The sequence below is a fragment of the Oceanospirillum linum genome (assembly GCF_001995095.2).
Taxonomy (GTDB): Bacteria; Pseudomonadota; Gammaproteobacteria; order Pseudomonadales; family Halomonadaceae; genus Oceanospirillum; species Oceanospirillum linum.
Genome location: NZ_MTSD02000007.1, coordinates 118,148 through 142,567, shown reverse-complemented (window position 1 = coordinate 142,567; position 24,420 = coordinate 118,148). Strand labels below are relative to the sequence as shown.

18 protein-coding genes and 1 rRNA gene are annotated in these 24,420 nt (G+C 48.2%); 4 read left to right on the top strand and 15 right to left on the bottom strand.

What is annotated here, in order from left to right:
* The 7 genes from BTA35_RS14250 to BTA35_RS14220 all read right to left on the bottom strand — a co-directional run.
* Positions 1–91: ribosomal RNA gene (locus BTA35_RS14250) — 16S ribosomal RNA — on the bottom strand; the annotation flags it as partial.
* 587 nt (positions 92–678) lie between these two features.
* Positions 679–1,860, bottom strand: a complete 1,182-nt coding sequence (prpF, locus tag BTA35_RS14245) for a 2-methylaconitate cis-trans isomerase PrpF (RefSeq protein ID WP_078320486.1) — start codon at positions 1,858–1,860, stop codon at positions 679–681.
* Between the two features lie 173 nt (positions 1,861–2,033).
* The gene (gene acnD / locus BTA35_RS14240; protein ID WP_078320485.1) at positions 2,034–4,643 is read right to left on the bottom strand and encodes a Fe/S-dependent 2-methylisocitrate dehydratase AcnD; all 2,610 of its coding nucleotides are present in this window, start codon (positions 4,641–4,643) and stop codon (positions 2,034–2,036) included.
* A gap of 217 nt (positions 4,644–4,860) precedes the next feature.
* Positions 4,861–5,988 (bottom strand): bifunctional 2-methylcitrate synthase/citrate synthase, encoded by a 1,128-nt coding sequence (gene prpC, locus BTA35_RS14235; RefSeq protein ID WP_078320484.1) that lies wholly within the window; start codon positions 5,986–5,988, stop codon positions 4,861–4,863.
* 109 nt (positions 5,989–6,097) lie between these two features.
* On the bottom strand, positions 6,098–6,988 hold the full coding sequence (gene prpB, locus BTA35_RS14230) for a methylisocitrate lyase (protein WP_078320483.1): 891 nt from the start codon (positions 6,986–6,988) through the stop codon (positions 6,098–6,100).
* A 13-nt stretch (positions 6,989–7,001) separates the two neighbouring features.
* Positions 7,002–7,700, bottom strand: a complete 699-nt coding sequence (locus BTA35_RS14225; RefSeq protein WP_078320482.1) for a GntR family transcriptional regulator — start codon at positions 7,698–7,700, stop codon at positions 7,002–7,004.
* Positions 7,701–7,994: 294 nt separating this feature from the next.
* Positions 7,995–8,852 carry an alpha/beta fold hydrolase gene (locus BTA35_RS14220; RefSeq protein ID WP_078320481.1) on the bottom strand — a complete coding sequence of 286 codons (858 nt, stop codon included), beginning with the start codon at positions 8,850–8,852 and terminating at the stop codon, positions 7,995–7,997.
* Positions 8,853–9,073: 221 nt separating this feature from the next.
* Between BTA35_RS14220 and pabB the strand changes: the two genes are divergently transcribed.
* Positions 9,074–10,465, top strand: a complete 1,392-nt coding sequence (gene pabB / locus BTA35_RS14215) for an aminodeoxychorismate synthase component I (RefSeq protein ID WP_078320480.1) — start codon at positions 9,074–9,076, stop codon at positions 10,463–10,465.
* 102 nt (positions 10,466–10,567) lie between these two features.
* On the opposite strand, the gene thrH is transcribed toward pabB, so the two are convergent.
* The gene (gene thrH, locus BTA35_RS14210) at positions 10,568–11,185 is read right to left on the bottom strand and encodes a bifunctional phosphoserine phosphatase/homoserine phosphotransferase ThrH (protein ID WP_078320495.1); all 618 of its coding nucleotides are present in this window, start codon (positions 11,183–11,185) and stop codon (positions 10,568–10,570) included.
* Between the two features lie 329 nt (positions 11,186–11,514).
* Between thrH and BTA35_RS14205 the strand changes: the two genes are divergently transcribed.
* On the top strand, positions 11,515–12,246 hold the full coding sequence (locus tag BTA35_RS14205) for a phosphoadenylyl-sulfate reductase (RefSeq protein ID WP_078320479.1): 732 nt from the start codon (positions 11,515–11,517) through the stop codon (positions 12,244–12,246).
* A gap of 75 nt (positions 12,247–12,321) precedes the next feature.
* Here the strand turns inward: BTA35_RS14205 and cysB are convergent, their stop codons facing one another.
* The gene (gene cysB, locus BTA35_RS14200) at positions 12,322–13,299 is read right to left on the bottom strand and encodes an HTH-type transcriptional regulator CysB (RefSeq protein ID WP_078320478.1); all 978 of its coding nucleotides are present in this window, start codon (positions 13,297–13,299) and stop codon (positions 12,322–12,324) included.
* Positions 13,300–13,545: 246 nt separating this feature from the next.
* Between cysB and BTA35_RS14195 the strand changes: the two genes are divergently transcribed.
* Positions 13,546–14,328 carry a sulfite exporter TauE/SafE family protein gene (locus BTA35_RS14195; RefSeq protein ID WP_078320477.1) on the top strand — a complete coding sequence of 261 codons (783 nt, stop codon included), beginning with the start codon at positions 13,546–13,548 and terminating at the stop codon, positions 14,326–14,328.
* 135 nt (positions 14,329–14,463) lie between these two features.
* On the opposite strand, the gene BTA35_RS14190 is transcribed toward BTA35_RS14195, so the two are convergent.
* The 6 genes from BTA35_RS14190 to BTA35_RS14165 all read right to left on the bottom strand — a co-directional run bounded on the left by BTA35_RS14190 (position 14,464) and on the right by BTA35_RS14165 (position 21,181).
* Positions 14,464–15,192, bottom strand: coding sequence for an amino acid ABC transporter ATP-binding protein (locus BTA35_RS14190; protein WP_202931274.1), 729 nt, complete (start codon positions 15,190–15,192; stop codon positions 14,464–14,466).
* A gap of 148 nt (positions 15,193–15,340) precedes the next feature.
* Entirely contained in the window at positions 15,341–16,456 is a 1,116-nt protein-coding gene (locus tag BTA35_RS14185; RefSeq protein ID WP_238377606.1) for an amino acid ABC transporter permease, read from the bottom strand.
* A gap of 16 nt (positions 16,457–16,472) precedes the next feature.
* Positions 16,473–17,663 (bottom strand): amino acid ABC transporter permease, encoded by a 1,191-nt coding sequence (locus BTA35_RS14180; protein ID WP_078320476.1) that lies wholly within the window; start codon positions 17,661–17,663, stop codon positions 16,473–16,475.
* Between the two features lie 71 nt (positions 17,664–17,734).
* Positions 17,735–18,754, bottom strand: coding sequence for an amino acid ABC transporter substrate-binding protein (locus BTA35_RS14175; RefSeq protein ID WP_078320475.1), 1,020 nt, complete (start codon positions 18,752–18,754; stop codon positions 17,735–17,737).
* A gap of 466 nt (positions 18,755–19,220) precedes the next feature.
* A complete protein-coding gene (locus BTA35_RS14170; RefSeq protein WP_078320474.1) occupies positions 19,221–20,042 on the bottom strand; it encodes an amidohydrolase in 822 nt (273 codons plus the stop codon).
* The gene (locus tag BTA35_RS14165) at positions 20,030–21,181 is read right to left on the bottom strand and encodes a pyridoxal phosphate-dependent aminotransferase (protein WP_078320473.1); all 1,152 of its coding nucleotides are present in this window, start codon (positions 21,179–21,181) and stop codon (positions 20,030–20,032) included. The genes BTA35_RS14170 and BTA35_RS14165 overlap by 13 nt, the downstream gene beginning before the upstream one ends.
* Positions 21,182–21,422: 241 nt before the next feature.
* Between BTA35_RS14165 and BTA35_RS14160 the strand changes: the two genes are divergently transcribed.
* On the top strand, positions 21,423–24,395 hold the full coding sequence (locus BTA35_RS14160; protein ID WP_078320472.1) for a PAS domain S-box protein: 2,973 nt from the start codon (positions 21,423–21,425) through the stop codon (positions 24,393–24,395).
* The last annotated feature ends 25 nt before the right edge of the window (positions 24,396–24,420 follow it).

Below are 24,420 nucleotides of genomic sequence, written 5' to 3'. Positions count from 1 at the left end.
AATAGCAAGCTATTCTCTGTTACCGCTCGACTTGCATGTGTTAGGCCTGCCGCCAGCGTTCAATCTGAGCCATGATCAAACTCTTCAGTTTAATAAGGTTGACTGTGTATCGAATCCGAGGATTCAACCACAATCTAAACTTTGCTCAAGACAAAACTGACAAACTTAAACGCAATGTGAACATTCCTATCAAAGCCGAAGCTTAAACATGAACACTCACTGAATTGATTCGAGTATTGTTAGCTTACCTTGATAATCTTGTGACTTTTCCAAGATCATCCCGGCAAGCGCCCACACGAATTATCTGACTGAATTTTTAAAGAGCTTGTTAAGAAAGAAGCGCCCGAAGCGAATCGACTTGCTTAACTGAGGCTGCGTATTATACAGAGGCAATCCTCAATGTCAACACTTTGTTTAAAACTTTTTGCTTTCTTTCTAAACTCAACCAACCAGCTTAGCCAGAAAAAGAGCAAATAAAACAAGGAGTTAACCGTTGCCGGGAGACTTGCTCCGTGACAACGAGGGCGAATTATACGCACAAAACGGGGCAGCACAACCCCCTTTTGTAAATTAATTACAAATTAATAAAACGGGCTTAAACCCAGAAACTGAAAACCCCGCCCCTCCTGATCAAAGGGCAGGGTTTACAATGCATCATTGAGGCAGCGCGATGCCTCGTTAGAATGTATCACCCGGAATACGGACAAAACCTTCCATTAAGACTCGGGCACTACGGCTCATGACGGCTTTTTTAGCGCGCCAGTCGCCATTCGCCAACTGCTCCGCTGCTGCACCAACCCGCAATGTTCCGGATGGATGACCAAAGGTAACCGCTTCACGATCACCGCCACCGGCAGCCAGGTTTACAACCGTACCCGGAACAGCTGCCGCAGTTGCGATAGCCACTGATGCGGTACCCATCATGGCATGGTGTAGCTTACCCATCGACAGAGCACGTACGCAGACATCAATATCAGAGGCTTTAATCTCTTTCCCACTGGATGCCGTATAGTCTGTTGCCGGGGTTACAAAAGCTACTTTTGGCGTATGCTGACGGGCTGCAGCTTCTGAGACATCTTTGATCAAGCCCATTTTGACTGCGCCATGGGCACGGATCATCTCAAAACGGGCCAAGGCTTCAGCATTACCATTAATATCTTTTTGTAACTCTGTTCCCTTGTAACCTATCTCTTCCGCATTCAGAAAGATTGTCGGAATACCTGCACTAATCATAGTTGCCTTGAAAGTACCGATACCGGGTACCTCCAGATCATCGACCAGATTGCCTGTCGGGAACATAGACCCTTCACCATCAGCCGGGTCCATAAACTCAACCACAACTTCCGCAGCAGGGAAAGTAACTCCATCCAGCTCAAAATCGCCAGTTTCCTGCACCTCACCATTCGTAACGGGTACATGAGCTATGATGGTCTTCTGAATATTCTTCTGCCAGATACGAACCGTACAGGTGCCGTTCTCAGGAATACGGCTCGCATCGACCAAACCACCAGCAATCGCAAAGGCGCCTACCGCTGCCGTCAGATTACCGCAGTTACCGGACCAGTCGACAAAGGCCTTATCAATTGCCACCTGACCAAAAAGGTAATCCACATCGTGGTCAGGCTGAGTACTTTTATCCAGAATAACCGTTTTTGAGGTACTGGAGGTTGCCCCACCCATGCCATCAATCTGCTGGCCGTAGGGGTCAGGGCTGCCGATGACACGCTGCAGAATTTTATCACGCGCTTCACCCGGCTCCTGAGCTGCTGCGGGGAGATCCTGGCGACGGAAGAAAACACCTTTACTGGTACCGCCACGGATATAGGTTGCAGGAATTTTAATCTGAGGAACACTGGCCATCTTTATTGCCCCACTTCTTTATATACAGGTAATACCTGATTAACTGTTGATCGACAGCGAATGCTTGCCATCGCTATTACTTGTCACCGCTGTTACTTGTCAGCACTACGTAACCGCATTTACCGCAAAACGATAAACGCCCACCGAAGTGGGCGCTTAACGGAATCAGCCTCTTAAGCGACTTCTGATTCCAGGAAGTCCTTAGCGAACTTCTGCAGAACACCACCGGCTTTATAAACGGCCACTTCTGCTTCGGTGTCAAGACGACAGATTACAGGTACATTAACCTGCTCTCCGTTCCGGCGTTTGATCTCAAGAACCAGCTCACTGCGTGGTGACAGATCGCCTTTGATGGAGTAGGTTTCTGTTCCATCCAGCTCCAGTGTCAGGCGGGTAGTACCCTCCTGGAATTGTACCGGCAGCACGCCCATACCGATGAGGTTCGTGCGGTGAATACGCTCGAAGCCTTCCGCTACAATCACCTCTACACCAGCCAGACGTACGCCTTTCGCCGCCCAGTCACGGGAAGAGCCCTGACCATAATCAGCACCAGCGACTACAATCAGATTCTGTTTGCGGTTCATGTAGGTCTCTATCGCTTCCCACATGCGCATCTGCTGTCCTTCAGGTTCAACACGGGCCAGAGACCCCTGAATGACTTCACCATTAGCATCACGGCACATTTCATTCATCAGCTTCGGATTCGCCAATGTTGCACGCTGTGCTGTCAGGTGATCACCACGGTGGGTTGCGTAAGAGTTAAAGTCTTCTTCCGGCAGACCCATTTTGTCCAGGTATTCACCAGCGGCACTATCCAGCAGGATTGCATTGGATGGCGACAGGTGATCCGTGGTGATGTTGTCCGGCAGAATCGCCAGAGGACGCATATCGGTCAGTGTACGTTCACCAGCCAAAGCACCTTCCCAGTATGGAGGGCGTCGGATATAAGTAGACATTTCACGCCAGTCATACAACGGGCTTTCGGCCTGCTCTTTGTCACCCAGATCAAACATCGGAATATAAACCTGCTTGAACTGCTCAGGCTTAACAGCAGATGCTACGATAGCATCGATCTCTTCATCTGATGGCCACAAATCCTTCAGCGTTATTTCTTTACCATCAACCACGGCAAGAACATCTTTTTCGATATCGAAGCGAATCGTACCGGCAATAGCATAAGCGACGACTAACGGTGGTGATGCCAGGAATGCCTGCTTAGCATACGGGTGAATACGTCCGTCAAAATTACGGTTACCGGACAATACTGCAGTAGAGTACAGATCACGATCGATGATCTCTTTCTGAATCTCTGGGTCCAGTGCACCTGACATACCGTTACAGGTTGTACAGGCGTATGCAACAATGCCAAAGCCCAGCTTTTCAAGTTCAGGCAACAAGCCAGACTCTTCCAGATACAGGCGCGCCACTTTAGAGCCTGGAGCGAATGAAGATTTAACCCAAGGTTTACGCACGAGGCCAAGTTCGTTGGCTTTTTTCGCCACCAGGCCGGCGGCAACAACATTACGCGGATTGGACGTGTTAGTGCAGGAGGTGATTGCCGCAATAATGACGGCACCATCCGGCATCAGGCCATCGGCTTCCTGTTGCTTGGCTTCAGCCAGCTTAGACTCATCAGAGATACCACGCTCAGACAGTGCTGTTGTTGGCAGACGTCGATGCGGGTTAGAGGGGCCTGCCATATTGCGCACAACTGAAGACAGATCAAATTCCAGAACACGCTCATAGTCAGCAGTTACCAGGTCTTCTGCCCACAGACCGGTTTCTTTTGCATACTGCTCCACCAGAGCAACCTGCTCAGGTTCACGACCAGTCAGCTTAAGATAATCGATGGTTTGCTCATCGATATAGAACATTGCCGCCGTAGCACCAAACTCAGGCGTCATATTGGAGATAGTGGCACGATCACCAACAGTCAGGCTATCAGCCCCTTCACCAAAGAACTCCAGATAAGCACCAACAACACGCTCGGCGCGCAGGAACTCGGTCAGCGCCAGCACGATATCTGTTGCCGTAATACCCGGTTGACGTTTACCGGTCAGTTTTACACCTACGATATCCGGCAGACGCATCATTGATGGGTGGCCCAGCATAACCGTTTCTGCTTCCAGACCACCAACACCTACAGAGATCACACCCAGCGCATCAACATGTGGTGTATGAGAATCAGTACCAACGCAGGTATCAGGATAAGCAACGCCATCACGAGCCTGAACAACCGGAGACATTTTCTCCAGGTTGATTTGGTGCATAATGCCGTTACCGGCAGGAATCACATCAACATTTTCGAACGCAGTTTTAGTCCACTCGATAAAGTGGAAGCGATCTTCATTACGACGATCTTCAATGGCGCGGTTTTTTTCGAAGGCATCCGGATCAAAACCCGCGGCTTCTACAGCCAGTGAATGGTCCACAATCAACTGGGTTGGTACAACCGGATTTACTTTAGCCGGGTCACCGCCTTTTTCAGCAATGGCATCGCGCAAACCCGCCAGATCCACCAGAGCGGTCTGCCCCAGAATATCATGACAAACCACCCGAGCCGGGTACCATGGAAAGTCCAGGTCACGCTTCCGGTCTATCAGTTGCGTCAGAGAGGCGGTCAGTTTTTCAGGCTCGCAGCGACGCACCAGCTGCTCAGCAAGAATACGTGATGTATATGGCAGCCCCGCATAAGCGCCCGGCTTGATCGTATCAACCGCTTCACGGGTGTCAAAATAATCCAGCGAAGTGCCAGCAAGAGTTTTACGGTATTGAGTATTCATGTCAGAAATCCACTCGAAATAGGATTTGCCCAAACAGGGTGTTGAGGGACTGACAAAGAAGGTCACAAGACGCGGACCTTCTTATCAATCTGAGCTAAAGGAACAACTTAGCTAAGGGCTATCGGTGCACCCGATAGCCGGAATAAAAAAGGCGGGGGCAAAGGCATTAGAGGCAAGTATCGTCCAGCCCCGCCAAATTTCTGGTCAGACAAGCCAATTAAGCCCGGTCTTTGATATCAACCCACTCAGCCGATTCCGGGCCGGTATAATCTGCACTTGGACGAATAATACGGTTATTCGCACGTTGCTCCATTACGTGAGCTGTCCAGCCGGATGCACGGGAGCATACAAAGATCGGTGTAAACAGCTTAGTGGGAATACCCATAAAGTGATAAGCAGATGCATGGAAGAAATCAGCATTACAGAAGAGTTTCTTCTCGCGCCACATAACCGCTTCAACACGCTCAGAAACAGCATACAAATGTGTATCACCTACCGCTTCAGACAGTTTCTTAGACCACTCTTTAATGATCGCATTACGTGGGTCCGATTCGCGGTAGATCGCGTGACCAAAACCCATAATCTTATCTTTACGCGCTAGCATACCCATGATCGCTTCTTCAGCTTCGTCCGCAGACTTCCACTGCTCAATCATGTCCATTGCAGCTTCATTGGCACCGCCATGCAGAGGACCACGCAAAGAACCGATCGCTGCTGTCACACAGCTGTGAATATCCGACAGCGTAGAAGCACAGACACGTGCAGTAAACGTCGATGCGTTAAATTCATGCTCAGCATAAAGAATCAAAGATGCATGCATCACTTTAACGTGCAGCGGGTCAGGTTTTTTGTCGTGTAGTGTCCACAGGAACTGCTCTGCAATGGAGTCTGCATCAGTTTCGACATTGATGCGTTTATCGTTATGCGTAAAGTTATACCAGTAGTTAATGATACCCGGGAACGCTGCCATCATACGGTCGATATGATCAGTCTGCTCAGAGAAATCATTCTCTGTTTCCAGGTTACCCAGCATAGAGACACCGGTACGCATCACATCCATTGGGTGTGCATCCGCAGGGATCTGTTCCAGAACAACTTTCAGAGGCTCAGGCAGTGCGCGCAGGTTCTTCAGTTTGGCTTTATAGGCGTCAAGCTCTGACTGGTTAGGTAGCTTGCCATACGCTAACAGGTAGGATACTTCCTCGAACTGGGCTTTTTCTGCCAGCTCCTTCATATCGTAACCACGATAGGTCAGACCTGCGCCGGTTTTCCCGACAGTACACAGCGCCGTTTCACCTGCCGACTGGCCACGCAGGCCTGCACCAGCTAATTTCTTATCTACCATTCTATAGCTCCTTTGCAATCGCTCAGAGAGTCCGATTTTTATTGTAAGTCGTTGGGAGTCATTATCTGTTGCGGCCACCTACCAGGCAGCCACAGCGTCTAAAATAAGATTACTTATTTTTACCTTCGGCAAACAGGGCGTCCAGCTTCTGCTCAAAGTCGTGGTAGTTCAGAAAATCATACAGCTCCATACGGGTCTGCATGGTATCTACCACCGCTTTTTGGTCGCCATCACGCAGCAAGGCTTCATATACATTCAATGCGGCTTTATTTGCTGCCCGGAAAGCTGACAGAGGGTAAAGCACCATTGTTGCGCCATTAGCCGCCAGTTCTTCGGTATTAAACAGTGGTGTTGCACCAAACTCAGTAATGTTCGCCAGCAGGTGTGCGCCTTTAATGCCGTCAGAGAAGGCTTTATAGTCATCCAGCGTATGAACTGCTTCAGCGAAAATACCGTCAGCACCGGCTTCCAAGCAAGCCTGGGCGCGCTCAACAGCAGCATTCAGACCTTCCATCTGAAATGCATCGGTACGGGCCATCACAAAGAAATCATCGTCTGTCTTAGCATCAACAGCTGCTTTTACACGATCAACCATCTCCTGCAGAGAAACGATCTCTTTATTCGGACGATGTCCGCAGCGCTTCTGTGCGATCTGATCTTCAATATGTACCGCAGCAGCACCTGCTTTAATCATCTCTTTAATGGTGCGGGAAATGTTAAATGCACCACCCCAACCAGTGTCGATATCAACAACCAGAGGCGTTTCAACTGCGCTGGTAATACGGGAGACATCCGTCAGCACGTCATTCATCGATGTCATACCCAGATCAGGCAGACCGTAAGAGTGGTTAGCAACACCACCACCAGAAAGGTAAATTGCTTTATGGCCTACCCGTTCAGCCATCATGGCATGATACGCGTTAGTAGTACCGACAATCTGAAGTGGATTCGCTTCAGCCAGCGCTTTACGGAAACGGGCACCCGCAGTCAACTTAGTCATGGCTTATTCCTTCTTAGGGTTGTTCTGCCTGAGATTCACGCAGACGTTGTTCTACATTTTTACGCGACGCACTGATATGGCGACGCATGAGCATTTCAGCCAGTTCTTCATCCCGCTGCTCAATGGCATCAACGATTCGATGGTGCTCCTCAAAAGCGCGCTTAGGCCGCGAACTTGAAGCGCTGAACTGGTAACGGTACATCCGGACAAGATGATAGAGCTCACCACATAACAGCTCGGTCAACTTCTCATTTTTACTTCCCAGTACAATTCGGAAATGAAAATCCAGATCACCTTCTTTCTGATAGTACGCAACACCTTCCTGTAGCTCTGACGTTTCTTCATGACGCGCCAGCAGTGCACGTAAGCTTTCAATCTCCTCAGCGGTCATGTTGCGGGCGGCAAGGCGACACGCCATTCCCTCCATCGCTTCACGCACATCATAGATGTCCAGCAACTCTTCAAAGGAGAGGGAAACAACCCGGGCTCCCACATGGGGAATACGCTTAATTAAACGCCGCCCTTCCAAGCGACGAATCGCCTCACGGAGTGGACCACGGCTTATACCGTACTCTTTAGCTAAGCCCGGCTCTGTAATTTTGCTACCCGGCGGTATATCACCTTTCACAATCGCGGTTTGAATCTGCTCAAACACCCGATCGGCCAGGGTGCGGGTTTCAGCCTCTTCATAGGCATACTGAACGTCTGACATGGCCAAGTGTTCTTCTGTTATTTAATTGTCGACAATTTAACGTTGGGAGGGAATGTAGGCAATTGCTTGATGAGCGTCAACATCAACAAAAGTCGCATTTGTCTACAATCTGCAATTCCAAGCCATCTAAAAAATAGCTTAACTTATAAAAAACAACAGGTTATAGAAATAAAAAAAGCGCAACCCATCGGTCACGCCCTATAAATTGTCTACGATCAAGTTGTGGGTGAAACTTTAATTCAATAAAGATGCGAGCTGTCGACACCACCGTATCGGTTAACTCAGTGTATTTCGTTATCCTATTGTCCGCTGAACAATCTCTGCAATTTTTGACGGTTTCTGAAATGGCAATGAATGATCTGTACCGCCTATTTCATGATAACACCAGCCATTCCGCTGCTCAGCGATCTGCCGGTGACAGGCTTTCATCGAATCCAGGCTCTTACTCCCGACAAAGCTGACGACATCAGATTGAGCCTGAATAATTACAGAGCGCTCCAAACGCTGCACAGCATCTGTCACAGCATCCAAAGCATAAGACAGCCCTAACACTCGATTTTTAAGGCGATGTACCGTTGCATGCTCCACACGGGCCGACTTAGATCGCTTTGGTGAGATCAGATCCAGAAAATGAGTAATGCCTTTCTCTACCGGCTCTTCAGTGCGCATCATCTGAGCCGCTACAGAATAATTGCCGCGCACCTGACGCATCTCATTAAGGTCGGGGCGTTCTAACAGAGCGGGCTCCAGAAGGTAGGTTTTCCTAAAAGCCGAAGGGCGCTGCTGCTTCAGCAGCATCGCGACTAACCCGCCAAAGGAGTAACCTGCCAAGTCAGACTCAAACCATCCGAGATAATCCAATACAGCAGAAACATCACAAACAACCTGCTCTACTGTAAATGCATTCTCGACCCGCCCCTCTGGCAAGGGGATGCTCTGCCCCATCCCTCTGAGATCAGGAACCAGAAGCGTTCCCCAATGGCTTAAGTGGCGCAACATGGGCTCCCAGGTAAAAGCACCATCAACACCAGCACCATGCAGCATTAAAATTTTACGGCCATTAGGGTTGTGCAAGTTACGGTAAATTCGGTAGAAAATCCGATAGTCCTGACGATCAAGACTCGCTGTTTCACACTGAAAATGTTCTGACATGACGTACCTTAAATAAGCAACAGACACGAAAAACCAAAGCAGAGAAAATGCAGTATCCGTGACAAAAAACCAGAAAAAGCACCAGTAAAATAGGCTGGCTATCAAAAAGCCGTTAGAATAGCGCGTTTTACTGATGGCTGCTTTTTCTATTTATTTATGTCGTTACATCTTATGCCATTCCTTCGTCGGCCTCGGATACTGATTCGGTTACTGTTTAGCTTATGACACGACTCTGCACACGATCACTACCTTACCGCCATGGTATCGAGTATTTTGAACGCATCCGCCACCTTGATGCCCCGGTATTGCTTGACAGCAACAAACCAAACAGCCCATCCGGACGTTATGATATTGTCAGTGCCAGTCCGGCTGAAGAAATTCAAAGCTTTACCAACAGCCTCCCTCACCTGCAGCAGGTACTCAACGATATCAGCGTACGTTACAACATCGTAACGACGGACAAAGCACTGAGCCACCTGCCCTTTGCAGGCGGTTTTATTGGTGGGCTCAGCTACGATCTGGGGCGCGAGCTGGAAGCACTGCCTGAGTCAGCGAAGGATGATTCCGGCTTCCCATCAATCATCGGAGGCATCTACCTTTGGGCCGTTGTGGTGGATCATGAGCGCCAGACAGCAGAGCTGGTTACTCCTGAAACCCAGGCTGACGAGCTGATGGCACTGCTGACCCAAACGGATATCCAAAGCCTGCGGGATACCTTTACACTGACAACGCCTTTCACAGCGAATCTGAGCTGGCCAGAATATAAAAGCCGCTTCAACAAAATCATGGCTTATATCCGCTCCGGTGATTGCTACCAGATAAACTTTGCGCAACGCTTTCAGGCCCGATCACAGGGCGATAGCTGGCAGGCATACCTGAAAATCCGCGCTGCAACGCCAGCCCCCTTCAGTGCTTATCTGGATTTTGGCTCGTTTAAGATTTTAAGTGTTTCCCCGGAGCGCTTTATGCAGCTAGAGATGGGGCATATAGAAACCAAACCGATTAAGGGCACCGCCCCACGTTCCGGTGACGCCCGAGAAGATCGACATATCGCTGAGAACCTTCAGAACAGCATTAAAGACAGGGCCGAAAACCTGATGATTGTTGACCTGTTACGCAACGATCTGGGTCGTGTCTGCAAACCGGGATCCGTCAAAGTTCCGGTCCTTTTTGCACTTGAAAGCTATGCTAACGTTCACCATTTGGTCAGCACGATACGGGGTGAGCTACCGTCGGACAAGGGTGCAGTGGACCTTCTGAGCGCGAGCTTTCCCGGTGGCTCCATTACCGGAGCCCCTAAAATCAGGGCGATGGAGATTATCGACGAACTGGAGCCTCAGCGCCGGGCGATTTACTGCGGCTCAATTGGCTATATCAGCTTCAACGGCAGAATGGATAGTAGTATCACCATTCGTACGCTTCTTGAATCTGTTGATGAGAATCAAGAAACCGGCAGGGCTGAAAGCCGTCTTGACTGCTGGGGTGGTGGCGGTATCGTCTACGACTCAGTGGCAGAAAGTGAATATCAGGAGACGCTGCACAAGGTAGGTAAGATTCTGCAATCTCTGCAGCCGGATTTCAAAACCCAGGCCCAGTTTAAGGTTGACGACTAAGGCCCGTACCCCCCAGACGCCAAAAGGCTTTCCGTAATAACGGAAAGCCTTTTTTTGCACCACCAGGCCATCAATCAGGCCTGCCGTAGACTCAGAACAAGCTTACTTGCTCAGATTACGATTACTTGCCTTCAGGAACTGATCTTTCAGGTCATCATACGTGTGAACTGCCGGGAACTGGGGAAATTCTGCAATCACGTTGTCCGGTGCATGGAACAGAATACCCTGCTCCGCCTGAGCCAGCATAGTGGTATCGTTATAAGAATCGCCCGCCGCGATAACACGATAGTTGAGCAATTGGAAAGCTCGAACGGACTGACGCTTAGGATCACGCTGACGTAGGGTATAATCGGTAATTCGCCCCTCATTATCAACTTCCAGTTTGTGACACAATAACGTCGGGAAGCCCAACTGAGCCATCAGAGGCGCAGCAAACTCGTAGAAGGTATCCGACAGAATCACCAGCTGGAAACGCTCACGCAGCCAGTCGGTAAACTCTTTTGCACCCTCCAGAGGCTCCAGCTCTGCAATGACGGCCTGAATATCCGGTAGCTTCAAGCCATTTTCATCCAGAATACGCAGACGCTGTTTCATCAGCACATCGTAATCAGGAATATCCCGTGTCGTTGCTTTCAGCTCTTCGATACCGGTTTTTTCTGCAAATGCGATCCAGATTTCAGGGATCAGAACACCTTCTAGGTCAAGACATGCCAGTTCCACGGAATAATCCTTCTGTAACGAGTCAATAATAGGGTTATTTAATACTGGGACCTTCATATAAGAAACCTCAGAATGAAGCCCCAGCCAGGCAATAAACACCGAAAAGATTATCACAGAACATAAGGCAAGTCAGACGGGCAGGCCCCTTCTCCGATAAGAGATCGACAAAACAGCGATCTATTACACAATAAGTGCATATTCATAGAAGCACTTTTTATTTATTTTTCTTCTAAGTAACTGATACCTTATAGCCAAAATCATGATCGTAGAATCAGACCGCTTGATGAGCATGGGTCACAGACCCATTGCCACAGATAACAGGACAAGGCATGAGCACATTTAACACAAACCAGTTTGCACTGGAGTTTGATACCGAATCACCTAAGAAAATTATCGAAAGAGCACTGGAAGAGTTTGGCAATATCGCTATCTCATTCAGCGGCGCAGAAGATGTTGTCCTGGTGGAGATCGCCAGCAAGGTTATTAAAGACAAAAGTCAGCTGCAGGTTTTCTCCCTCGATACAGGCCGGCTTCACCCGGAAACCTATCAGTTTATCGAAACCGTTCGTAAGCACTACGGTATTCAAATTGATATTGTGTCGCCAGAGCACCGGGGCCTTGAAGCATTCGTTAAGCAGAAAGGTTTATTCAGCTTCTTTGAGGATGGACATCAGGAGTGCTGCGGTGTACGCAAAGTGGCACCGCTACGCCGTAAATTAAGCACTCTGGATGCCTGGATTACAGGTCAGCGCAGGGATCAGAGCCCCGGCACACGGAACAGCGTACCCATTGCTGAAATGGATAAAGCTTTTGGTACAGAGGAAAGCCCTCTGGTGAAATTCAATCCGCTGGCTAACTGGAGCTCACAGCAGGTGTGGGAGTACATTCGCATGTTTGACGTCCCTTACAACCCTCTGCACGAACGTGGTTTTACCAGTATTGGCTGCGAACCCTGCACTCGTCCGGTTCTGCCAAACCAACATGAGCGGGAAGGACGTTGGTGGTGGGAAGAAGCCACCCATAAAGAGTGTGGTTTACACGCAGGCAATCTGGAAAAATAAACCAACTCCGATTAAAAATAACCGGGGTTCGTCAGCAATCTGAGGCATCCAAAGGATGCCTTTTGTCATGCTGCGTTAGTGTACCGGCAGTTCAATATCATCAAACAAGGCCTCAAGGTCTGTTTTAGAACTGCACGCCAAAGCCTGATCAATCAAATCCCGATCCAGGTGTGGCGCAAAACGGGTAACAAAGTCGTACATATATCCCCGCATGAATGTGCCACGGCGAATACCTATTTTAGTCGTACTGGACTCAAACAGATGACTTGCATCCAGCGCCACCATATCAGAGTCAGTCTGAGCGTCGTAAGCCATACCTGCGACAATGCCGACCCCCATCCCCATACGAACATAGGTTTTAATGACATCAGAGTCCGCTGCCGTAAAAACAACCTTCGGCTTAAGGCCTTTCTGATTAAAAGCTTCATCCAGTTTAGAGCGACCGGTAAAACCGAAAACATACGTTACGATCGGATGCTCCGCCACGTCCTCAAGAGAAAGCGGCTGCTGCACCTGAGTTAGCGGGTGACCCTTTGGTACCAGAACACAACGATTCCAGCGATAACAGGGCAGCATAATCAGGTCACTGAACAACTCCATCGCCTCGGTGGCAATCGCAAAATCAGCAGCGCCTTCTGACACCATCTCTGAAATCTGAATCGGTGTACCCTGCTTCATATGCAGAGAGACATCAGGATACTTACTGATAAAGTCTTTGATCACACCAGGTAGCGCATAGCGTGCCTGTGTATGTGTTGTAGCAAGGCTGAGACTGCCCTTCTTATCGTCACTGAACTCCTGGGCCACTTGCTTGATATTATCTACCGTTCTCAGTATCTGCCCAGCCAGATCAATCACCTCCTGGCCAGCAGGTGTTATGCGGGTCAGGTGCTTGCCGCTGCGGGCAAAAATTTCAATTCCCAGCTCGTCCTCCAGCAAACGTATCTGCTTGCTGATACCTGGCTGAGAAGTGTACAAGCTTTGCGCGGTAGCCGACACATTAAGATCATGGTGGGCAACTTCCCAAATATAACGCAGCTGCTGTAATTTCATTCCACCTTCCTCATTTATCGGATCTCGCCCTCATGCTGTGAAGATAAGTGGCGATCATCGCAGGTTATCATTTTTTTAAGAATATTATGCCATAAAAATATAAGCAAACATTACTTTTAAGAATATAGCAGACAGGATAAATTAGGCCGCAGTGTCACCTAAACACGATCAAAAGCACAGGGTTACACCTGTTGAAGATTCTTTTCGCTCCGATTGCCGAGCAATTTTCTGAGTCATTGAGCCTATATGGATTTACTTCTCTACATTTTATCCGGTGCCGCCGTGGGTCTTGCTGTCGGCCTGACAGGCGTCGGTGGCGGGTCTTTGATGACGCCTCTGCTACTTTTATTTGGATTTCCTCCCCACATCGCCATTGGCACAGACCTTCTCTATGCATCGATAACTAAAGCCAGTGGTGTTATTGCACATCATAAGCAGAAGACGGTCGACTGGAAGATCATGGGGTCGCTGGCTATCGGTAGTCTGCCGGTTTCAGCCGTCACTGTCTGGCTTCTGGCCAACTACTTCCCTTCCCCTGAAAGCTACGCACACATACTGACCCACAGCTTGGGTGCTATGCTGATGCTAACCGCAGGGGTTCTGCTTCTAAAGGGTAGGATTAATAAACTTCATCACAGTTCAAATGGATCAGTGCGTCGTTTCCTTGAGCAACATAAATACCGCTTTACTGTTCTGATGGGCGCACTGCTTGGCTTCTGTGTCACACTCTCATCTGTGGGAGCAGGAGCCTTTGGTGCTGCCATTCTGTTGATTCTATTCCCGGCATTAAGCGCTATCCGCATTATAGGAACCGACTTAGCTCATGCAGTCCCTTTGACGCTGATCGCAGGTATCGGCCATATGCTTCTTGGCAATGTAGATTACCAGTTACTGGCCGCTCTTCTGGTGGGCTCTCTGCCTGCAATCCATCTGGGCACCAGACTCAGCTCCCGCCTTCCGAACCGGGTTCTGCAACCCATCCTGTCCAGCATGCTGCTGGGCCTTGGTATCAAGTACGCTTTCTTCTGATCATCCGCCGAAAACCTCAGGCTCAAAAGATCCAGGCCAGTCATAAAACACAGATAAAAAGAACCCCCAATGCTGGATATCCAACAATTGGGGGTTGCTTCAAACCGTCTGTTTTTGCGGCTTAGCACAGCCAGATCAATGGTTCAGAATCTGGCTCAGGAAGGCCTGCGTACGCTCAGACTGAGGATTATTAAAGAACTCATGGGGCTCATTCTCTTCAATGATCTGCCCTTTATCCATAAAAATAACCCTATCTGCGACTGTTTTGGCAAACCCCATCTCATGGGTTACACAGATCATGGTCATCCCCTCATCCGCTAACTCAACCATTACATCCAGCACTTCTTTGATCATCTCAGGATCAAGTGCTGAGGTTGGTTCATCAAATAACATAATCTGAGGATTCATACACAGGCTTCGGGCGATGGCTACACGCTGCTGCTGACCACCTGAAAGCTGCCCCGGATACTTAAGGGCCTGCTCTTCAATTTTTACCCGCCGCAAGTACTTCATCGCAATCTCTTCAGCCTCATCCCGGGGCGTTTTACGAACCCAGATCGGTGCTAAAGCGCAATTCTCCAGAACCGTCAAATGAGGGAAGAGGTTAAAATGCTGAAACACCATGCCCACTTCCCTGCGGATGGTTTCAATGTTTTTCAGATCATTATTTAGGGTGGTGCCATCAACAATGATGTCACCTTTTTGGTGCTCTTCCAGACGGTTGATACACCGAATCGTGGTGGATTTTCCTGAACCCGACGGCCCACAAATAACGATACGCTCGCCCTTTTTCACCTCAAGATTGACATCCTTGAGTACGTGAAACTGACCATACCATTTGTTCACACCACGCATCTCAACCATCAACTTATCGTCTTCTACCTGATGAGTCATGCTCATAACTACTCCAAATTCTTCATGCTTCGAATAAGCTTTAGCAGCCTATTACTGCATTTATTTATGCGCTGCCCGTGTGTTTCAGCGATCAAAACTCCGATCGGTTAACAGCTGATTAACGAGCACCGTGGCCTGTGTGGAAACGCTTCTCAAGATGCTGGCTGTATTTCGACATACCAAAACAGAATACCCAGAACATCAGAGCAACAAAGGTGTAACCTTCAACCGAGAAACCGAGCCAGTTAGGATCAGACAAACCTGCCTGAACAATGGCCAGAATATCGAACAGACCAATGATCAACACCAGGCTGGTATCTTTAAACAGTGCGATAAAGGTGTTCACAATCCCCGGAATCATCAGCTTCAGAGCTTGCGGCAGAACAATTAGTCCCATCATTTTCCAGTAGTTAAGACCCAACGCCTGAGCCGCCTCATACTGCCCTTTAGGAATCGCCTGCAGACCACCGCGAACCACTTCAGCCATATAAGCGGACTGAAACAAGACAATACCGATCATGGCGCGCAGCAGTTTGTCAAAATCAACCTCTTCAGGAACAAAAAGAGGCAACATCACAGAAGCCATAAAGAGTACCGTAATCAGAGGAACCCCCCGCCAGAACTCGATATAGACTACACAGATACTTTTAACAATCGGCATCTCTGAGCGACGCCCCAGCGCCAGCAACACACCAAAAGGCAGCGCTGCCACAATACCGACAATCGCCAGAATCAGCGTCAGCGACATGCCGCCCCATTTATGGGTTTCTACTACTTCAAGGCCAAAGCTACCGCCATAAAGCAGAAAGAAAGCTACCACAGGGTAGATAATCAGCGTAATAAAGCTTACCAGCCCTTTCTTAGGCATTCTGGGCAGCATCAGCCACGCGGCCAGAACCACTAGCAGAACAAAGGTGATATCAATTCGCCAGCGCTCAACCTCAGGGTAGAAGCCATACATAAACTGATCAAAACGGTTGTAAACAAAGACCCAACATGCACCACCGGAAGTACAGGCATCACGACTGTCGCCAATCCAGTCCGCTGATATAAGCGCCCAATTAATCGATGGCACCATAAGGATATAAAGCAAATAAGCTGCAAACAGTGTCAGTAGCGCATTCGCAGGGGTTGAGAAAAGATGCATGCGCATCCAGCCAATAAAACCGGTGCTGTTCGCAGGGGGCGGCAGATCCGGTAGTAACTTATCCGTGACTTTTGCAGAATCACTCACAATGAATACTCCGTTCTTAACGCTCAACCAGCGCCATACGTGTGTTAAACCAGTTCATAAATGCTGACACAAGCAGGCTCAGCGTCAGATAAACCAGCATCGTCATAAAGATCACCTCAATTGCCTGTCCGGTTTGGTTCAGCGTTGTTCCGGCAAAAACTGAAACCAGGTCCGGGTAGCCGATTGCAGTGGCTAATGAGGAGTTTTTAATAAGATTAAGATACTGACTGGTTAAAGGAGGGATGATCACGCGTACAGCCTGAGGGACAACGACTAATCGCAGCACCTTGCTTTTGCTAAGGCCCAATGCGCTTGCTGCTTCGGTCTGACCCGATGAGATAGCCTCAATACCAGACCGTACAATCTCAGCAATAAAAGCTGCCGTATAGATACTCAGAGCAAGCCAAAGCGCGGCTAACTCAGGAATAATCGTCATACCACCGCGGAAGTTAAAACCTTTTAACACCGGATTATCCCAGGTCATAGGAGAACCCATAATCCAGTATACAACTAAAGGTAAACCGATAAGGAGGCCAGCAGCGGTCCAGAAAAGCGGGAATCGTTGACCCGTCTCATCCTGGCGCTTTTTACTCCAGCGGGCGATGCCAATAACAGCAACGACAGCCAGAAGAAATGCAACCACGACCCAACCAAAACCATCACCATAGATAGGCTCAGGCATATAAAGGCCGCGGACATTAATGAAAATATTATCGAGGGGTTCGAGGCTCTGCCGTGGTGATGGCAGCGCTCTCAAAACAGCAAAATACCAGAAAAAGATCTGTATCAGCAGCGGAATATTACGGAAAATCTCAACGTATGCAGATGCAACCTTCGCGATTAGCCAGTTATTGGAAAGACGGGCAATCCCCATGACAAAGCCAATAACAGTTGCAGCAACAACCCCCAGCGCTGATACCAATAAAGTATTCAGCAAACCCACAAAAAAAGTACGTCCATAACTACTGGATTCGGTGTAGTCAATCAACGACTGAACAATGCCGAAACCCGCTTCCTGGGAGAGAAAGGCAAAACCTGTAGTGATACCCCGGCTTTCTAAATTATGCAGAGTATTTTGAACAATCATCCCGACAAAACCCAGCACTGCGATAACCAGTAAGCTCTGGAACAAAATAGCTCGTTTTGCAGGGTCATGCCAGAAGCGCGTCGTATGAGCAGACGGCGACTTATTGGCATCAGATGGCATAGGCGGTACTCCTACTGAATGGACAAAAACACAAACGGGAGGTGAGTTACATCCTCCCCCCCCGAACAGACTTAGCGGATAGGCGGTGCGTACTGCAGGCCACCCTTGTTCCATAGTGCATTCAGGCCACGCTCAATTTTAAGCGGTGAACTCGTACCCAGGTTACGATCAAACGCTTCGCCGTAGTTACCAACCTGCTTCACAATATTGTAAGCCCAGTTATCGGAGAGCGATAAACCTGTACCCTTGATACCTTCAGCACCGACAAAGCGGGCAATATTAGGATTTTTAGAGCTTTTCATACTATCAATATTCTTGGACGTCAGACCCAGCTCTTCAGCATTAACCATGGCAAAAAGGGACCACTTAACAACATTAAACCAGGCATCATCACCCTGACGAACAACAGGCCCCAGTGGCTCTTTAGAAATAATTTCTGGCAGAATCATTGCTGATGATGGGTTAGACAGCTTGATGCGCAGAGCATACAGCTGAGATTGGTCAGAGGTCAGAACATCACAACGACCGGCTTCAAAACCTTTTACAGTCTGGTCAGCGGTATCAAATACAACCGGTTCAAACTCCATATTGTTTTCACGGAAATAGTCCGCCGCATTCAATTCAGTCGTGGTACCGGACTGAATACACATGGAAGCGCCATCCAACTCAAGGGCACTTTCTACACCCAGGTTTTTATTAATCAAAAAGCCCTGACCGTCATAGTATGTAACACCCGCAAAGTTCAGACCCAGAGAGCTATCACGAGTCAGCGTCCAGGTTGTAACACGGGACAGCACATCAATTTCGCCAGACTGAAGCGCCGTAAAACGCTCTTTAGCATTCAGAGGAATATATTTAACTTTATCGGCATCGCCCAAAGTTGCCGCAGCAATCCCGCGACAAACATCAACATCCATCCCTTTCCAGTTACCCTTGTCATCAGGGTTGGAATAACCGGGTACACCGGTCGTTACACCACACTGTACAAAACCCCGTTCCTTGACAGATGCCAGCGTATCAGCGGCAGATGCGTTTACAGAAAAACCAACTGTCATAGCTGCCGTTGCAGCGATAAGACCCATTTTCTTCATTGTTATTAATCCTCTCGTGTCTTTGGGATTCGTAGTAGCTTACGGCTACATACTGACCTTTAGTCTATATGCAACTGCTATTCCAACTCTTATTAATACGCTTGTTTAATTCCCTTAGGACAGGAAATAACATCGGGTAGATCGTTGAAAAACGTCACTAAGACCGCCCATAGAAGGTTTTACAGCAACCAACGTTTACACATGCAGGCATCAAACAATAATTAAAATAAAACTTCGGCCTGAAACCCACATCATTACAATGCACCAAAACAGGGCGTATTTAGTTACTTTTAAGTGCACAATCACTAAAGCCAACATTATTCAGGTAACACTTTCTGTTACCCGAAGACACCAGCCTGAAATGACAGCGGGCCTATCCGCGTGTTTATCACTTGATTAAAAACAAAAAAAGCCCCTGAAGTTTAAGACCTCAGAGACTTACAATGCTTGTCGTGATAGCTGGAGATTAGCGTTTATTCTGCTTCAGTATGAAACCATCCGCATCTTCAAAGGCAGGGAAAGCCTGACGAAACGCTTTCAGGCTATCCAGAGATAAAGTACACGTCGAGATAAAGCTCTCACCGGCAGCGTAATCTTCAAAACTATGCCCCTTAAAGTCGATCATAGCCGAGCGACCACTGTAATTAAGACCATTGCCATCCTGTCCGACCCGATTGACGCCAGCAACATAGCACAGGTTTTCTATCGCTCTGGCCTGAAGCAACACTTGCCAGGGGTGCTCACGAACAGCCGGCCAGTTAGCAACATAAATCGCTAAATCATATTCATCATGATTCCGGCTCCAAACCGGGAACCGCAGGTCATAACAGATTTGAGGGAAGATACGCCAACCCTTATAGGATATAACAGGACGAGTCTGCCCCGCCTGATAGTGCTCATGCTCACCGGCCATACGAAACAGGTGGTGCTTATCATAGGAGTACCATTGGCTATCCGGCTGAACCCAGTAGAAACGATTATAGCAACCCTGGTTATCTTTAACGGCAACACTACCGCAAACCACTGCATCGACAGATTTGGCCTGCTGCTGCATCCATTGCAATGTTTCCTGGTCAGCGGGTTCAGCAATAGCTTCCGGTGCCATGGAGAAACCTGTTGTGAACATTTCCGGCAGAATGACAACATCGGTCTGACCCGACAAGCCTGATAGTTTTTCAGCAAACATCTCCCTGTTCTGCTCAGGCTGGTGCCAAAACAGTTCTGACTGAACCAGGGTCACTCTCAGGTCATTCTCAACTTTTTCTTCATTGATATTTATAACCGGCATAACCGCTCTCCCGCATGTTTTAGGGTTTCTTCATTTTTGGCGAAGCAGAAACGAATCAGCCGCGCGTCCGGTTTTGGCTGCTCACAGAAAACGGAGACAGGAATCGCCGCCACACCAGCTTCTGTAGTGAGCCAACGGGCAAAGCTAACGTCATCCATATCACTGATCTGACTATAGTCTGCCAACTGAAAGTAACCGCCCTTAGCTGGCGTAAAACCAAAACGGCTACGGCGGATCTCATGACAAAAAATATCCCGTTTCTCCTGATAGAAACCCGATAGCTCGGATTCATATTCCGGGTGAGTGTTCATATAGTCAGCAATCGCCAGCTGCATCGGTGTTGGAGTACAAAATGTAATATACTGATGTACTTTGCGCAGTTCCGTTGATAGCGCGACAGGGGCTATACAGTAGCCCACTTTCCAGCCCGTGATATGGTAGGTCTTACCAAATGAAGAGATCACAAAGCTGCGCCGTGCCAGCTCTTTGTGGGTAAGCAGACTATTGTGAGACTGTCCATCGAATACAATATGCTCATAAACCTCATCCCCCAATAACAGGATATTGGTATCCCGAATCAACTCCGCAAGCCGGTCCAGTTCATCCCGGCTCAGGCTAACGCCACTGGGGTTATGGGGTGCATTCACAATAATCATCCGGGTCCGGGGTGAAATTGCCTGCTCCAGCGCCAGCCAATTAATCTTAAACTCCGGCAGATCCAGAGCGACATGACGACAAACCCCGCCATTGAGCTCAACAGCAGGCTCATAACAGTCATAGCAAGGATCAAAAACAATCACCTCATCCCCCTGACGCACGGTAGCCGTGATCGCAGCGTAAATAGCCTCAGAGGCACCTGACGTCACCGTAACCTCTGATTCAGCATCAACATCTGCACCATAATGCCGTGCAACTTTATCCTTAATCGCCTGACGTAAGGAAGGCACGCCAATAAAAGGGGCATATTGATTAGCGCCGGACTGCATATAGTGGACAACACGATCACGAATCAGCTGAGGACCGTCAAAATCAGGAAAACCTTGAGACAGATTGATGGCACGGTGCTCGGCGGCCAACTGAGACATGACACTGAAAATGGTTGTCCCAACGTTTGGAAGCTTAGTTTCCGGGTAATGCATAAAAGAACTCCTGAGACACCCGGTGCTTAAACTCAAATAAAGCACCGGACTTAAAAAATTGCTCCGATGGTATGCATAAGCCTGAAACAGCACAAGAGCAAAACAGAATCCAAGAACCACTCCCCAGCAAAAAAACAATAAATACATATCTTAATGTTTGATTTTCTTTGCTCCGTAACCTAATTCTTAAGATGAGCGATTATTAAAAGAGCATCATCGAACACGACACCAAAGGAATGCCATGTCCGGTTCCGCTGAAACTTCAGAAAAAGCACTCTACGCCTCTCTTCTTTTGCTCAAGCAATTTGAGAGTCGGGTGCCGCTGCCTGACATCATGGTCAGCGCCTTAGAGTCTATGATCTCACTTTCAGGAAGCCGATTTGCCTTTTTGCTCCACAATCACTCCGGCACATTGATCTCTGAATTTACTGCGCACGCCCCGGAAAACACAACAGACAAGGAACACCTGAAAAAACATGCAACAGAGATCTATTCCTGCTTACTGCCTCAAATAAGACGAACAGCTCCTTTAATCGCTAACAGCTCTACGGCCGTTAAAGCCGAGCTGGCAAATACACTCGCCTGGCGACTGTTTCAGCGTCTGATGTTGATTCCACTGACAAATTCCATGGGTGATAAAAAAGGCATCCTGGTGTTATTTGGTCGACAGAATAATTATGGCACTGATGATATAAACCGTCTGGAGCCACTCATCTCACTGTGTGTCAATCTGCTGATTCTTGATGAGCTCAGGCCGGAAGAAGAGAGTCAATTGGCCAGAAGGGCAAAGACAGACCTTAAAACAGAGGCCATTAGCGGACAGGACTTTCAGTTTATAAACAGCAAAGCGCCGAGGTTTATCACAACAGCCGAAGGGATCATTATCAATCACAACTCATCTGCCGGAAGTCTTCTGGCCTTTCCTTCTGAGCGCCTTACGGGGCAGGTTATTACTCGACTGATCCCAAAGCTCAAGCTTAACCTGCATCAGAAAGACCCGGATGAATTACAGGAGCTGAAAGCCCACAGCAAAGCCGGAAATCTAATCAATGTACGAGTCTCATGCCTACCTTTTATCAAGCATTCAGAGCTGCTTTTTTCGATTCAGATCCAGGATGTGCGTGCAGAGCTGGAAACAAATACAGAACGCCATGAAAAGAGTATACGTATCCGGAAGCAGCAAAGGGCAACTCTGGAGGTTGCCCGTATTGCCACCCAGGAGGATGCTCCGTTTGAGCAGCTGGTCAGAGAGATCTGCCAATTGGCCAGCAATACATTACAGGCACCAAGAGCCGGTATATGGCTCGCAGAAGAAGACACACCCGTTTATCGGAATGTTGTTCAGATTGATCATGCCCAGGCAAATTATTGTGAGAAGACCCCTTTGCTACTGAACAGCAATACAACATTTGTCCGTCAGCTGGAACAGGTTCGGGTACTTTCCCTTTCTAATCTAAACCGCCCCGATTCAGACAACGGTTTCCTTTCGCAGGAATATATCCGACGAAATCAGACGGCAACCCTTATCTGTGCGGCTTTTATTAAAAACAGCAATCTGATCGGTTTTCTTATGATAGAAGACACACAACGCACTCAGTGGCATAAGGATCAGTACAACTTTGTTCGGGAGGTAGCCAATTATTTACACATTCTGGTGCTTAATGAACACCGTCGGAAAATTCAAAGCGACCTGATTCAGCAGGAACAGCAGTTCCGACTTCTGTTTTTCGACAGTCCACTGTCATTAATGGCATTTGACCGGGAAACCTTTCAGTTTATTGCGGTGAACCATACGGCTACAGAGGTATTCGGTTACTCTCTGAACGAGATGCTCAGCAAAGGCATTTACGATCTGATTCCGGTTCAGCAGGTGATGGATATCCATGCCCTGGTATCGATCAACAATGAAAATGGTAACTACCATGTTCTGGAGAGCCGAATGCAGAAGCACTCGGGGGATGTTGTTGATGTGGAAATTCACTCGCACTCAATCAACCTGTCATCCCGCCCCTCAATTTTAATGGTTGTGCATGATATTACTGAGAAAAAACGCATTGAAAGCCGCATGCGCCGTACTCAGAAAATGGAAGCGATAGGTCAACTGGTAGGAGGTATTGCCCATGACTTTAACAATATTACCAATATTATCAGAGGCCATGCTGAACTATTGGAGATGAAGCTCGGTGATAATGAAAAAACAAATAAACATCTCTGTGCAATTAACAAGGCAGCAACCCGTACCACCAGTCTGACGCACAAATTAATGCAGTTCTCACGCCAGCAACAGATCAACAGCGAAGTCTGCCACATCGATGATATTCTGAGCGACCTTATCGAACTGATAACCAAATCACTCACCAGAAATATTCAGATCGTTCTTGAAATATCAAAGGACCTCTGGCCGGTTCTGATCGACAGGGGAGACTTTGAAGATGTCATGATCAACCTGGCAATTAATGCCAGAGATGCCATGGACGGACAGGGCACCCTGACCATAGGTGCTACCAATGTGAGCCTCGACACTGACGATTCGTTAATTGTGCGTAATCGACAACCGGGCGATTATATTTGCATATCGGTCAAGGATACGGGATCAGGCATTCCAAAAGAGCTGCAGGAAAAGATCTTTGATCCTTTTTTTACCACAAAAGAAAAGGGCAAAGGTACAGGTCTGGGATTGAGCATGGTTTATGGTTTTGCCAAACGCAGCAGCGGATTTCTTGAAGTGGAAAGCCATGAGAATATTGGCACAACTTTCTGCCTTTGGCTGCCAAGATCCGAAACAGTATCAACAGCCGGGGATTCCTCAGCTACTCTTATACCTGAGGTTGAAATCCCTGCAGGGCATGCGGCACTGGTTGTTGACGATGAAGAAGATATCCGGTCATCACTACACGAGATCCTTGAAACCATCGGCTTTAAAACACAACAAGCCGGTAGTGCAGATGAAGCCAAGGAGATCATTAAGAATGAACCTCAGAATTTTTCTCTGGTTCTGTCAGATATAGTAATGCCAGGTAGTGAAAACGGTGTTCAACTTGCCCAGTGGATTAGAACAAGAACACCCGAGACACGGGTCATTCTTGCTTCAGGTTATGCTGAAAACGTCAGCTTGACTGAAGCCCGAAAATACTCTTGCGAGCTGCTGAAGAAGCCCTTCGGCAAAGAAGATATCCTGAATATTCTGAGTCACTGGCGGTGGGATAAAAAATGAAGCAACCGAAGACCATGGAGGTCTT